Genomic DNA, 13,018 nt, shown 5'->3' on the forward strand with positions numbered 1-13,018 from the left:
CATGCCTAATTCCGCCGCTTCACAACCGTTGTTCCTCTACTCCACCACTGTGTCTGATGTGGGTACAGTGCGCGCGAATAATCAGGATTCCTCCTTCGCCGGCGAGCATTTGATCGCCATTTGCGATGGCATGGGCGGTCATGCGGGCGGCGATACGGCATCTACCATCGCCATCCGCTCATTGGCTCATATTGAGCAGGACGATACCGGCGGTGATGTAAAAGCCATCTCGCATATGATGGAAACCTCCGTGATGGCTGCGCATGATGCCATCGTGGGCAAAGCCAAGCGTGAACGCAAGCTTGCCGGCATGGGCACTACGGTAACCGCCGTGGCTTTGGTGGCCGGCTACTGGGTTATCGCCCATATTGGTGATTCTCGCGCCTACCTGCTGCGCGACGGCCATTTGAGCCGCATTACCAGCGATCACAGCTATGTGCAGCATCTGATCGATACCGGTCGCATTACGCCGGCCGAAGCCAAGAACCATCCGCAGCGCAATGTGGTAATGCGCGTGCTCGGCGATTTTGACATCGACCCGCATCCTGATATTTCCATTCGTCGCGCTCACCCCGCAGACCGTTGGCTGCTTTGCTCAGATGGTTTGTGTGGCGTGCTCGAAGATTCCACTATCGAAGAGACCATGACTGCGCTCTCCGATCAGGGTGAATGCGCGCAGAATCTGGTGCAAATGGCTTTGCGCGCGGGCAGCACGGATAATGTGACTGCAGTCATTGCCGATGCCACGCTCGCTTTGGATGCGGACGCATTCGACCTGCCCCACCAGACGCCATTGGTGGGTGGCGCTGCCGGCAATAGTCTCGAAACCATCGCCGATATCGTCAACGAACCGGTGGCCACCGCTCCCGCATTGCGCGTGGATAATTCTCCGGCCCAGCGTGCTGCCGCACTAATACAGCCTGCCAGCGCACATGACAAGGCTTCAGCTCCGGCCACTGCGGAACCTTCCGGCGCACGCGTGGCGCAACCGTCCTCGGTGCGTGAGGAAACCGGCGAACGAGCAAATCCCGATACCGGTGAGATTCCGGTGGTGCAGCGCCCTGATGGCCGCATCTCGGCTGATCCGAACGATCCTGTGGTGGCACAGGCCATTCGCAAGGAGCAGGCGCAGCAAACCAAGGCCACGCATGTGAAAAAGCGCCGAGTCAGGCTTGCACTGATCTTCACCATCGTGGTGGTTATTGCAGCCCTGTTTGGCGTGGGCGGCGGCACGTATTTGTGGAGCCAGACGCGTTATTACGTGGGTAACAGCAACGGTAAGGTTGCGATTTACCAAGGCGTACCCACCAATATTTTCGGTATGGAACTTTCCCATGAGGTGAGCAGCACCACGATTTCCCTGTCTGAATTGCCGCAGACTTGGCGCGACCAGATTAATCAGGGCATTACCGTTGATTCTTTGGATGAGGCTCAGTCTCACGTATCTATTATTCGCAGTGAAATGAATAAGTTCCTGAAGCAGCAGGAGCAGGAGAAATCCAAGAAGACTGATACTTCAGACAGCTCCTCTGATTCCAACAGCACTGATGATTCCAATAGCTCCAGCGATTCGAATGACTCCAGCTCGTCCTCCGATCAGCCGAGCATTGGTGCGGCGAATGATGCCGCCACAGGGGGCAATCAATGATCGCTACCCGCTTACGTCAGATTGGCCTACTGCTTGTCTCTATGGCCATCAGCGCGCTTGCTTTCATTCAAATGTTTGAGCGCACCACCAATTCAATACCGTCGAACTATCTCGTCATATTGTGTGTGGCTGCGGCATTGTTCCTTGTGCTGTGGGCGCTGACCGTGCGTTTCCAGCCGTACGCTAGTCAGGCGATTATTCCCTGCGTGCTTTTGCTTACCGGCATTGGTGTCACGATGATTGCGCGCATTGATCAGAGCATGAGCACTCGAGTGGCGCAGCGGCAATTGATGTGGCTGTGCATTGCATTGGTGCTTTCTGCGCTGATTATTGTGTTCCTGAAGGATTACCGCGTACTGCGCCGCTTCTCCTATGTGTCTATGGTGGTGGGCCTGGTACTGCTGCTCTCCCCGATGCTGCCGGTGCTTGGCCAGGAGGTCAACGGCGCGCGCATTTGGGTGAAAGTTCCTGGTCTTGGCCAGTTCCAGCCTGGTGAATTCGCCAAGCTGTTCCTCGCATTCTTCTTTGCCGCATACCTGTTCGATCATCGCGATCAGCTGGCTGTGGGCGGTAAGAAAGTGCTCGGCCTGCAGCTGCCGCGTATCAAGGATTTGGGCCCGATCATCGTAGTGTGGGTGGCTTCGATGGGCGTGCTCGTTATGCAGCACGATTTGGGTACGTCGCTGATGTTCTTCGCCATGTTCGTGGCAATGCTGTATGTGGCAACCGGCCGTAAAAGCTGGATTGTGATTGGCTTGCTGGCATTCGCCGTGGGCGCGGTATTGGCGGCCAGCATGTTCAGCCATGTGGGTCAGCGTGTTGATGCTTGGCTGCATCCGTTCAGCAACGAGCAGTACAACAAGGAATACGGCGGCTCCTGGCAGCTGGTGACCGGTATTTTCGGCTTGGCTTCAGGCGGTATGGTAGGCACTGGCTTGGGCCAAGGCCACCCTGCGCTGACTACATTCGCTAATTCCGATTTCATTTACACGGCTTTGGGCGAAGAGCTTGGTTTGGCTGGTGTGCTGGCTATTTTGATGCTGTATTTGATTATCATCGCATCCGGCTTTATTGCAGCGATGAAAATCAAGGATGGTTTTGGCAAGCTGCTCGCTTCTGGCTTGGTGTTCACTATGGCATTCCAGGTGTTCACTGTGGTGGGTGGCGTCACTTTGGTGATTCCGTTGACTGGTTTGACGCTGCCGTACATGGCAGCCGGCGGTTCCAGTCTGATTGCCAATTATGTTCTCGCCGCACTGCTCATCGTTATTTCCGATGCGGCTAACCAGCCGGAGCCGGAGCTCACTTCCGAATCCCTCCAATACGAGGCGCTGGCTGTGTTGCGCGATAAGGAGCTTGAAGAGCGAGCTCGTGCCACGGAGCCGATTGCTCGCCCTCGCACGGCTTCGGCCACGGCTGCCAACGCATATGGTTTGGATGATCCTTCCGGTGAGATTGTGGATACTACTCGCCGCGCTCCAGAGTCGACTGCAGGCGAGGAATACACCGCGCCTACTGGCACGCTGCCGCCTGTTCCTCCGACTGCGCAAACCCAGTCGCCGCAGATGCCTCACGTACCTCAAGTACCGCAAGTTCCACCGATTCCGCCAGCGAATGGCTATCGTTCCACTAGTAATCATCACGGTCCAAGACATGGAGGTGCGCGCGCATGAATAAGTATCTGCGTCAGCTGTTCACCGCTGTAGTCTGCCTGTTTGTGGTGCTCGGGCTGTCCTCATCAATCATCATGGCTGTGCGCGCTAATTCACTGAACAGTGATTCGCGTAACGCCCGTTCGCTGTACCACGAGCTGGGCGCTTACCGTGGTGCTATTTTGGCTTCAGACGGTACGGTTATGGCACAATCCGAGCCGGTCAATGATGCATTCAAATATCAGCGCACATATTCCAACGGTCCGCTGTATGCGCCGATCACCGGCTTCTTCTCCATCAATCAGACTGCCGATCGCGGTCTGGAAGCTTCGCGAAGCATGCTACTCAACGGTGAAGCCGATTCCTTGATTTGGCAGCGCGCCAAGGCCATGCTCACCGGCAGCACCAACCAGGGTGCATCTATCGAGACCTCCATCGACCCGAAACTGCAGCAGGTTGCCTACGATCAGCTCAGCTCGCGCGATGGTGCAGCTGTTGTTTCGGAAGTCAAAACCGGCCGTATTTTGGCGATGGTGAGCACGCCGAGCTATGACCCGAACCAGCTGGCCACGCATGATGCCACCGCTGCTGCCAAGGCGTACAACGATTTGGCAGCAGGCGAGAACAGCCCGCTGATTAATCGCGCCACATCTCAGCTGTACCCGCCGGGGTCCACGTTTAAAACCATCGTGGCATCCGCAGCATTGGAAACCGGCCAATACCAGACCGATACTGAGATTCCTGCAGGCTCAAGCTATACGCTTCCGGGCACCAATACGCAGCTACCGAACGCAGTATGGCAGGCCAACGGCACTGACGGCAAAATCACGTTGCAGAACGCTATCGCATACTCGTCCAACACCGCATTCGCACAGTTGGGTGTGGCGCTTGGCGAAGAGAAAATCAGCGATATGGCCACGTCTCTGGGCTTTGGCAGCACGATTACCATCGATGGCACCACTGCAACCGGCACTCCGATGACGGCTACGGCATCCACCTTCCCCTCGGGCACCACGCCTGACCGACTGGCTCTGGCATCTATCGGCCAAGGCGATACCAAGGCCACGCCATTGCAGATGGCTATGGTGGCCCAAGCTATCGCTAACGATGGCAAGCTACTGCGCCCCACGCTGGTTGATCGTGTACGAGCTTCGGATTTGTCGGTAATCAGCGAAACCAAGCCACAAACCATGGCTAAAGTGTTCAGCAAGGATACTGCTGATAAACTCACCACGATGATGGAAAGCGTGGTCACCGAAGCCAATCCATCATTGGCCATTGATGGCATCTCCATCGCGGCTAAAACTGGTACTGCACAAATCGGTGTGGATAACAGCAGCATCGATGGCTGGATCATCGGTTTTGCGCCTGCGGATGATCCGCAAATCGCCGTGGCTGTGATGGTGCACAACACTGATCTGCTTGGTTCGCTCGCAGCCGGCCCGATTATGCGCGCGATAATTCAGGAGGCACTGCAACAATGAAACTGATTGAAGGACAGCTTATTCATCGTCGCTACCGCCTCGACTCGCGGTTGGCTCAGGGCGGCATGGGCGAAGTGTGGAAGGGCTATGACATTCAGCTCGGACGCCCGGTTGCTATTAAGGCGCTGCGCTCAGACGCTACGAATGCGGAAGCTAAGTTGCGCCGACTTCGTGCGGAAGCTCATAATTCCGCGAATCTTGCGCACCCGAATATCGCCGCATTGTTTGAATACTATGAGCATGATGGCATCGGCTTCCTCATTATGGAATATGTTCCGTCAAAATCATTGGCGGACTTGTTCCACGACAAAGGTGCGATGGATCCGACTGAACTGCTGCCGATTCTTATTCAGACTGCGCGCGGCTTGTTTATCGCTCATTCTCACGGTGTGATTCATCGCGATGTCAAGCCTGCCAACATTATGGTTTCAGACACTGGCGAGGTGAAAATCACTGATTTCGGCGTGAGCTATTCCACCGGTCAGGGTCAGATTACTCAAGATGGCATGGTGGTGGGAACCGCACAATACATTTCCCCAGAGCAGGCTCAGGGCAAGCAGGCCACACCGCAATCTGATATTTATTCACTGGGTGTGGTGGCATACGAGGGATTGTCTGGGCATCGCCCGTTCACTGGCGCAACCCCTGTGGATATTGCGGCCGCTCATGTGAACAATCCGGTGCCGCCGCTGCCGGATTCAGTAGACGTACAGCTTCGTGAATTCATAATGTCCATGCTGGCTAAGGATCCACTCGACCGTCCGAAAGACGCGCTCGTAGTATCCCGTACGCTGGCCCGTATTGAACGCCGTCTGCTTGATCAGCAGACTGAAATGGCGGATCAGACCATGGTGACTTCCGGAATGCGTGTGCCTCGCCGAGTGATGAGCACGCCACGCATCGTTTTGGAGACTCCTGTCTCAAGATTGGGAGGAAATAAGCAATGAGCAGCATGCCTAACGCACTGGCCGGTGGCCGTTACCAGCTGGGCCAGCTCATCGGACGCGGCGGCATGGCCGAGGTCCGTATCGCTCTCGATACTCGTTTGGGCCGTACCGTAGCCGTGAAGATTATGCGCGCGGAACTCGCCAATGACGAAATCTTCCTCGCACGTTTCCGCCGCGAAGCTCGTTCTGTCGCGCAAATGAACAACCCGAATATCGTCAACATCTACGATTCGGGCGAAGAAACCATTACCACGGACGCCGGCGATACCGAACGTCTGCCCTATATCGTGATGGAATACGTGAAGGGCCAGACCCTGCGCGACATCATCAAGGTGAATGGCGCGTTGAGCCAGCGCGATTGCGAACAGGTGATGCTCGGCGTGCTGAGCGCGCTTGATTATTCGCATCGCATGGGCATTATTCACCGCGATATCAAGCCCGGCAACATTATGATTTCCGAGCAGGGCGTGGTCAAGGTCATGGACTTTGGTATCGCTCGTGCACTGGATGATTCCGCCGCCACGATGACGCAGTCGCAGGGCGTGGTGGGCACTGCCCAGTATCTCTCCCCCGAGCAGGCGCGTGGTGAGACCGTAGACATGCGCTCCGACCTGTATTCCGCAGGCTGCGTGCTCTATGAAATGCTGACCGGCCGCCCGCCGTTCACTGGTGACTCTGCTGTAGCCATCGCCTACCAGCATGTGTCTGAAGTGGCAACGCCACCGAGTGCCGTGGTGCCCGGCTTGCCGAAGATGTGGGATTCCATCGTGGCCAAGGCTATGGCGAAGGATCGCCAGAACCGTTATGCCACCGCTGGCGAATTCAAGAACGATATCTTGACCTATATGAACGGTGGCGTGCCTGTGGCCGCTGCGTTCAATCCGTTGACGGATCTTTCCAATGTGAAGGCCCGCAAGGAGGCCGAGCGCGAACAGCCTACCGTGGCGGTACAGCAGCCCACTCAGGCGTTCAACCCGGTAACTGGTCAGTTCGAGCAGGTGCCGCCGAATGTGGCCGCGCAGAACGCCTTGAAGACGCGTGCTGAGCAGCGTGCTGCAGCAGCTAAAGCCAAAAAGAAGAAGCAGATTATTATCGGCTCGATTATTGGTGTTATCGCTGCTATTGCCATTGTGGTCGGCGTGGTGTTCGCTATGAACAATGCGCAGAAGAACGCTGTGGAAATGGTGACTGTGCCAGCTTGCACGGCTACTACGTCGAAGGATGGCTTAGAAGCTAAGCTCAACGCGCTTGGTCTGGAAATGGTGGAGAAGCAGGATACTGACTCCACTGAAGCTGCAGGCACGTGCACCAAGATGAGTCCGAAGGCTGGTTCTAAGGTGGCCAAAGGCTCCAAGGTGACTGTCTGGTTCTCTGCTGGACCGCAGTCGGTACCAGTGCCGGACGTGAAGAATATGAGCCAGGATGAGGCTCGTACCGAGCTTGAGGATGCTGGCTTCAAGGTCAGTTCCACGGTGAAGACCGAAGACAGTGCTGATATTGAGAAGGATATGGTGACCCGCACTGATCCTGCAGCTGGTTCACCAACGCCGAAGGGCACTACGATTACGATTTACGTGTCTTCTGGTATGACCAGCATGCCGAATCTGGTGGGTCAATCCAAGGATGCGGTTATTTCGCAGTACAGCAGCATGTTCAACTTTGTTGTGGAAACAGAGTCGTCTGATACGGTGGATGCCGGTTCCATTACCCGTACCGATCCTGTAGCTGGCTCGAATATCGAACAGGGCAGAACGATTACGATCTGGGTGTCCACAGGCAAAGAAAAGGTCACTGTGCCTTCTATTAGCGCAGGAACCGATTACGCTACTGCCAAATTGCAGCTGGAAGCCGTAGGCTTGGTGGCCGCTGCTAACGGCCCCACTGATAGTTCTGCCGTAGTGGTCAGCATTGATCCCGCTGCCGGCACTCAAGTGGATAAGGGCTCTACAGTCACCATCACCACCAAAGATGCAGGCACGAACGGCAACAACGGCAGCACTACGCCAGGTACCGACGAATAATCACATCAATCTCTCATAATCTAAGGGGCTCTGTGCGTCACAGTAACGCACAGAGCCCCTGTTTTTACTCCTGACTGAGAGGAGTACAAGTGTCGTTTACTTCGTCACCTTAGGCTGCAATCCAGCAGACTTGGCCACGGCATTATCCTGACCGCAAACCTTAAGCCAATTAGCGAGCAGACGATAGCCGTCCTGCGTCATCACCGATTCCGGATGGAATTGCACCGCGTACATGGGCTTATCCTTCACCTTCACACCCTGCACAATATGGTCACCCTGAGTCCATGCGGTTACCACCAAAGTATCCGGCACAGAATCAGGTTCCACAGCCAGCGAATGGTAGCGGGTAGCGGTCATCGGATTAGCGACGCCTTCAAAGATTTCATCATCAATATGCTCAACCAAACTGGTCTTGCCATGCATAATCGTGGGCGCATGATCCACTGTGCAGCCATACACTTCAGCGAGCGCCTGCAAACCAAGGCAAACACCAAACATAGGCACGTCATTGGCCGCGCACAGTCGAATCATATCTTCGCTGGCACCGGAATCAGCCGGAGCACCCGGGCCAGGGGAAATCAACACGCCGTCGTAGCCGTCAAGCACTCCCTGCGCGGCAGGATCAATGGCGTCGTTGCGTACCACGTCTACCGTGGCACCCAGCGTCTTTAAATATCCCACAATCGTGTAGACGAATGAATCGTAGTTATCCACCACCAGAATGTGCGCGGAATCGGTCATGCTGCTCTCCTTGAAGTCGACTTGCATGCCATACTACTTCAGCTTGGCCGGCTTTACTCCGGTACGGCCACGAAGTTCGACATCTGTTGCAGGAATGGGATATTTGCCGCGGCCCATGGGAAGGTCCATTGGAAGAGTGCGGCAGCAGCAGCAAGCAGCAGTAACAGCAACAACAGCCAGCGAATAGGCATAACGCCCGGTTGCAGTCGGAGCAGGGTGCCGTAGATGCTGGCGTCCGGGCGGCGGCGTTCGCCTAAGCGAATCGCACGCAGTACCGGCCAGCGCCAAGCTACTGCAGCAGCGATGAACAGAATCACCCATGCCACTAGAGCCAAATACACCACTTTGTCCAAAGAACCAATGCGCGAGGCGACGGACGGGGTTTCGGAAATGGCGAATTTCACAGCGCCAGAAGAATCAGTGGTCGCCAATTCCTTCGGTACGCCATCAGACACTTTGGCCCAGTACGAGAATTCGCCGTAGCTAATCCAACGATGAGTCGGCGTGGAGTACTTCGGCTCGCACGTGGTCATCGTAATCATGCGCTTGGTGGGTTCCACACTGGAATTCTCCGGGTTTGGCGCAATCACCCAAATATCCGTGGGCAGCACGATCTCGTAGCGCGTGTAATGGTATACGTACCAATAATCCTGCGTACGAACGATAATCGCATCGCCTTCTTGGAGCTTATCCACATCGCCAAGCGGCTGGCCATAACCATTACGGTGACCGGCGAGCGCAAAATTACCAACCTGACCCGGCATTTGCGAGCTCTGATAGTGGCCAAGGCCATGGCGGTTAATCTGCTCGAGCGTAGTGCCTTCCACCAGATTGCGGTGCCACTGGCTGCCGAATCGTGGAATGTATACCTGAGCGATCAAATCGCCGTATTTCGGATTTTCCGGCTGGACGGGCGGCTCGCCATCTTGGGCTTTGGCGATTTTCACCGTGCCGCCGTCAGCAGCAGGATCGGACCAGTTCACTGACTTCGTGGTTGCTTCCTGCGTTTGTTCCGCTTCCACGCCGGTCCACCACATCTGCCAGACGATGTACAGAGCGCAGATAGCGGCAGCGGTGAGCAGGATTTCGGCCACAATACCAAGTGCTTGCCACACTGGGCCACGGCGAGCGGCAACCGTACCGGAACCGCGTGTATATGCGGCGGACGAGGAGCGAGCGTGGCGGCTCCTACGCCGGCGCGGCTCGCTGGACTCATAGCCGGATTCATAGCCGCTCGGCTGCTGGGGTTCCTCAGGAACCGCAAAATCGTTTAAGCTGACCTCAGACTGAGTATTCGCATTCTCGCTGCTAGTATGTCTCATTGCTGATTCTGCTCCTCGTCTTTGGCCTTCGACGTATCGACTGTGGCGTATTTGAACTGCTGCAGCAAAGCCGTAGTGGCCTCGAACTGAAGATTATCCTTGTTTTCCACCTTATATCCGATGCCGAATGCACTGACGTACTGCTTCAGAATAGTGATGGCATTCGAATCGTTTAACGCCTTGCGCATCGAAGATTGATCTCCGATAGCGGAAATAGTGAACGGTGGTGCGTATTTCTTACCGTGAATGGATAGCACATTGCCTGAGCAAATCACGGCAGAATTGAACAGCACGCGCTGATCCATAATTTTCATGGCTTCAGCTCCGCCCGCCCACAATGCGTTCACCACAGATTCCACATCCTGCTGATGAATCACATAATCATTGATATTGGCTGTTGTGCCATTATCGTTCACCGCGTTTTCCCAAAGCGGCGAATCATCCAGGGTGACTGTAATGCCTTCTCCGGAAACAGCAGGAAGCATCAAACTGGAATCGCCACCGTCTGCCGCATCACTGCTATCGGTTGAATTATCCGAAGAATCCTTGGAATTGAGCGCATCAGTAAGATTATTGACCTGCTTCTGCAAATCATTGACGTCGCTTTGCAGCTGGGAAACCTCAGCCACACTGTGCTCCACAAGGTCGGCAGTGTCATTGTTGACTGTGGTGGTGCGGTTTACGCGCACATTGGTGCTCAGCAGGAAGCCAGTCAAGGCAATAAGCACAAACGCGGCGACTCCGCTGAGCAGAGAGCGACGTGCGCTATGTTTTCCTTGGTGCTTGGCCATAAAAATCCCGTCTTTTTACACGGTGTGTTCACCAGTTTCGAGTGTAGCCACTATTATGACTTTTAGCCTATTGAATGGAGAATACGCTGATGGCTGACGAAGAGCTGCACGAAAACGACTCGAAGGACCAGAAGGACTGGCAGGATGAGGTTGCATCCGATGATGCAAAGACCTCTGACACTGCTGAAAACGCTGAGACCACCGCTGAGGAGACCGCCGAAGAAGACGAGACCTACGGTGTGGATATGGATCAGGTGCAGGCTGTGCTGAACGCCACTGCCGACAAGGCCACGCTGACCCCGCAGATGCAGCGCATGATGAGTCGTCAGGCAGAGAATACGAAGCGCGTTGAGGAAACCATTAAGGGCACCAAGTCCAACCCACGTTGGTTTGTGCCGGTGTTCTGCGCGTTCATGATTATTGGTCTGATTTGGTGCGTGGTGTACTACCTCTCCCCGTCCGGCGCTTGGCCGATTCCGAACATTGGCGCCTGGAACTTGGCAATTGGTTTCGCTCTGATTATGATCGGCTTCCTTATGACTATGGGATGGCGCTGAGTTAGCGCGCTATTGCTGATTGTCTAAGGCCGGCTTCCTACTTCGGGAGCCGGCCTTTTTGTATTCGCTGCTGATATGGACACCGCACTTACCCACAGCTATCCACCACTTATCCACGAGTTATCCACACGCTTATCCACACGATGTGGATGAATTACATCGCTGTAGTTTTCCACAAAATGTGGAAAACCTTGTGGATAAGTAGTGGATAACCCGTGGATAAAGAGTATTCAGCGGTGTATAAGTCGTGGATAACCGTGAATTAGTGCAATCGAAGCGGCGATTGCACACAATTCGGCGCATAGAATGTCGAGTTATCCACAATGCACCGTCAATGACTTGTGCACAGTTATCGACATGAGTTCGTGAGTTATCCACATCGGCGTTGAGTTATCCACCGTCTTTTCCACAATTGTGCACAACTATCCACGAGCGTTTAGGGGAGACTTGCAGGCACCCCTATATATAGCGCCCGAGCTCTTCAACAGTTCCCATATCTCGTCCACAGCAGCAAGAGGACTGTGGATAACCCTAATGGCGGTAATAACTCAGCGGCGTATTTTCACGAACTCAAGGTTTATTTCGAGAAAAGAAGCCGCTCACACAGAGCGGCTCAACAAATAGGCTAAGAAAAAGCAGTTACATGGCGTATGGATTTGCCATATTGCACAGCAGAATGCCAGCCACTACCAGAACAGTGACGGACCAGCCATACACCTGCATACGCCAAGCGAGGCTTTTATGCCGCCAAACCGGCAGTCCACTCGTCAACAACCATGTCAGCAATGCTCCGACCACGAATCCGCCGACATGCGCCTGCCACGCTACGCCACCAACCACAAACGGCAACGCGAAATTAATCACCATCCACACCAGCATCGAACGAATATCCGCACCAATACGGCGATACACCACCAAAATCGCAGCAAACAAGCCAAAAATAGCGCCCGAAGCACCATACACAGCCATCTGCCAACCATTATTCGGCGATGCCACAGCCCACACCATAAGGCCCAGAGAACCTCCCAGGCCTGAAATCACATACAAGCCAAGGAATCGCCAGTGGCCCATCATCCGCTCCAGCGCCGCGCCAACCGAATACAGACCAATCATGTTGAACAGAATGTGCATGATCGTGTTCGGCGCATGCAAGAACATTGAGGTAATAGCAGTCCAAGGGCGATGCACTAACGTCATCGGGGAGAGCATGCCCTGATACACCAGCAATGACTGCAACAGCGGCGAAATGAAGCCCAGCAGCACTTCAATCAGCCATATCACCGTGCACACAGCAATCAGCGCCCACGTGATAACCGGACCGCCACGCTCCCACTCATATTTGATTTCTCGTTTTGTCGGCATATGCATGCAGACCACTGTATCGAAAGTTCTGGCATACGAGCGTCCCGGCAAATCGCCCGGGCAATTCAATCCACCCAATCGTCACAATCATCGGCATAGAATAGGGTGCAGGGTCGGTCGTGAATGGGCATGCCGACCAGACGATCCCTCACAGAAAGGAGCCGTCATGGAGAATCGCTCTTCTAACGGTTGGAAGTTCTTCGCGCTGCTGTTTGGCGCGGCGCTGGCTGCAGTCATCGGCCTGTACATCTACAAGCAGCAGAACCCGGATTATGATCCGTGGGAGGAGCCGTGGGAGAACAGCTCTTCGCCGGTGGATTTGGGTCTGAACAAGGCCGAGGATAAGGGCGATGAGGAGGAGCCCGAAGCCTCCCCAGCTGAAGCCTGATTCCCCCAACTGGTAGACATACGTAAAAAGCCTCTGTAACCGAAGTAGTTACAGAGGCTTTTTGCGTATTAAGCTGCTGACGCTGGAGGGTGGGGAGTACGGTAC

Annotated in this window: 11 protein-coding genes; 7 read left to right on the top strand and 4 right to left on the bottom strand. The window is 54.9% G+C overall.

Features of this window, described 5'->3' with window-relative positions; all coding sequences use genetic code 11:
• Position 1: 1 nt before the first annotated feature.
• From BISA_RS08595 to pknB, 5 genes are read left to right on the top strand one after another with little or no spacing between them, the layout of a single operon-like run.
• Positions 2 to 1,648, top strand: a complete 1,647-nt coding sequence (locus BISA_RS08595; RefSeq protein WP_033891440.1) for a PP2C family protein-serine/threonine phosphatase — start codon at positions 2 to 4, stop codon at positions 1,646 to 1,648.
• Positions 1,645 to 3,321, top strand: a complete 1,677-nt coding sequence (locus BISA_RS08600; protein WP_051917448.1) for an FtsW/RodA/SpoVE family cell cycle protein — start codon at positions 1,645 to 1,647, stop codon at positions 3,319 to 3,321. The genes BISA_RS08595 and BISA_RS08600 overlap by 4 nt, the downstream gene beginning before the upstream one ends.
• Positions 3,318 to 4,784 carry a peptidoglycan D,D-transpeptidase FtsI family protein gene (locus tag BISA_RS08605; protein ID WP_033891441.1) on the top strand — a complete coding sequence of 489 codons (1,467 nt, stop codon included), beginning with the start codon at positions 3,318 to 3,320 and terminating at the stop codon, positions 4,782 to 4,784. Before BISA_RS08600 ends, BISA_RS08605 begins: the two co-directional genes overlap by 4 nt.
• Positions 4,781 to 5,731, top strand: coding sequence for a serine/threonine-protein kinase (locus BISA_RS08610; protein WP_033891442.1), 951 nt, complete (start codon positions 4,781 to 4,783; stop codon positions 5,729 to 5,731). Before BISA_RS08605 ends, BISA_RS08610 begins: the two co-directional genes overlap by 4 nt.
• Positions 5,728 to 7,752 carry a Stk1 family PASTA domain-containing Ser/Thr kinase gene (gene pknB, locus BISA_RS08615; protein WP_420308697.1) on the top strand — a complete coding sequence of 675 codons (2,025 nt, stop codon included), beginning with the start codon at positions 5,728 to 5,730 and terminating at the stop codon, positions 7,750 to 7,752. Before BISA_RS08610 ends, pknB begins: the two co-directional genes overlap by 4 nt.
• Positions 7,753 to 7,848: 96 nt before the next feature.
• Here pknB and BISA_RS08620 read toward each other — a convergent pair whose 3' ends face one another.
• The 3 genes from BISA_RS08620 to BISA_RS08630 are packed head-to-tail and all read right to left on the bottom strand — an operon-like array spanning position 7,849 to position 10,606.
• A complete protein-coding gene (locus tag BISA_RS08620; RefSeq protein ID WP_033891444.1) occupies positions 7,849 to 8,493 on the bottom strand; it encodes an anthranilate synthase component II in 645 nt (214 codons plus the stop codon).
• A 53-nt stretch (positions 8,494 to 8,546) separates the two neighbouring features.
• Positions 8,547 to 9,815, bottom strand: a complete 1,269-nt coding sequence (locus BISA_RS08625; RefSeq protein WP_237746128.1) for a class E sortase — start codon at positions 9,813 to 9,815, stop codon at positions 8,547 to 8,549.
• A complete protein-coding gene (locus BISA_RS08630; RefSeq protein WP_033891446.1) occupies positions 9,812 to 10,606 on the bottom strand; it encodes a DUF881 domain-containing protein in 795 nt (264 codons plus the stop codon). The genes BISA_RS08625 and BISA_RS08630 overlap by 4 nt, the downstream gene beginning before the upstream one ends.
• An 89-nt stretch (positions 10,607 to 10,695) precedes the next feature.
• Here BISA_RS08630 and crgA point away from each other — a divergent pair, with 89 nt between their 5' ends.
• On the top strand, positions 10,696 to 11,163 hold the full coding sequence (gene crgA / locus BISA_RS08635; protein ID WP_033891447.1) for a cell division protein CrgA: 468 nt from the start codon (positions 10,696 to 10,698) through the stop codon (positions 11,161 to 11,163).
• A gap of 639 nt (positions 11,164 to 11,802) precedes the next feature.
• On the opposite strand, the gene BISA_RS08640 is transcribed toward crgA, so the two are convergent.
• Entirely contained in the window at positions 11,803 to 12,531 is a 729-nt protein-coding gene (locus tag BISA_RS08640; protein ID WP_033891448.1) for a rhomboid family intramembrane serine protease, read from the bottom strand.
• Positions 12,532 to 12,691: 160 nt separating this feature from the next.
• On the opposite strand from BISA_RS08640, the gene BISA_RS08645 reads away from it, so the two are divergent.
• Positions 12,692 to 12,913: a hypothetical protein gene (locus BISA_RS08645; protein WP_033891449.1), complete on the top strand. Its 222-nt coding sequence runs from the start codon at positions 12,692 to 12,694 to the stop codon at positions 12,911 to 12,913.
• Positions 12,914 to 13,018 lie beyond the last annotated feature (105 nt).

This window comes from Bifidobacterium saguini DSM 23967 (genome assembly GCF_000741715.1).
GTDB classification, from domain to species: Bacteria; Actinomycetota; Actinomycetes; order Actinomycetales; family Bifidobacteriaceae; genus Bifidobacterium; species Bifidobacterium saguini.

Excerpts from the sequence above, each read along its gene's own strand:
- BISA_RS08600 (WP_051917448.1), top strand. The coding sequence starts at position 1,645 with ATGATCGCTACCCGCTTACGTCAGATTGGCCTACTGCTTGTCTCTATG.
- crgA (WP_033891447.1), top strand. The coding sequence starts at position 10,696 with ATGGCTGACGAAGAGCTGCACGAAAACGACTCGAAGGACCAGAAGGAC.
- BISA_RS08605 (WP_033891441.1), top strand. The coding sequence starts at position 3,318 with ATGAATAAGTATCTGCGTCAGCTGTTCACCGCTGTAGTCTGCCTGTTT.
- BISA_RS08645 (WP_033891449.1), top strand. The coding sequence starts at position 12,692 with ATGGAGAATCGCTCTTCTAACGGTTGGAAGTTCTTCGCGCTGCTGTTT.
- BISA_RS08640 (WP_033891448.1), bottom strand. The coding sequence starts at position 12,531 with ATGCATATGCCGACAAAACGAGAAATCAAATATGAGTGGGAGCGTGGC.
- BISA_RS08610 (WP_033891442.1), top strand. The coding sequence starts at position 4,781 with ATGAAACTGATTGAAGGACAGCTTATTCATCGTCGCTACCGCCTCGAC.
- BISA_RS08595 (WP_033891440.1), top strand. The coding sequence starts at position 2 with ATGCCTAATTCCGCCGCTTCACAACCGTTGTTCCTCTACTCCACCACT.
- pknB (WP_420308697.1), top strand. The coding sequence starts at position 5,728 with ATGAGCAGCATGCCTAACGCACTGGCCGGTGGCCGTTACCAGCTGGGC.
- BISA_RS08630 (WP_033891446.1), bottom strand. The coding sequence starts at position 10,606 with ATGGCCAAGCACCAAGGAAAACATAGCGCACGTCGCTCTCTGCTCAGC.
- BISA_RS08625 (WP_237746128.1), bottom strand. The coding sequence starts at position 9,815 with ATGAGACATACTAGCAGCGAGAATGCGAATACTCAGTCTGAGGTCAGC.
- BISA_RS08620 (WP_033891444.1), bottom strand. The coding sequence starts at position 8,493 with ATGACCGATTCCGCGCACATTCTGGTGGTGGATAACTACGATTCATTC.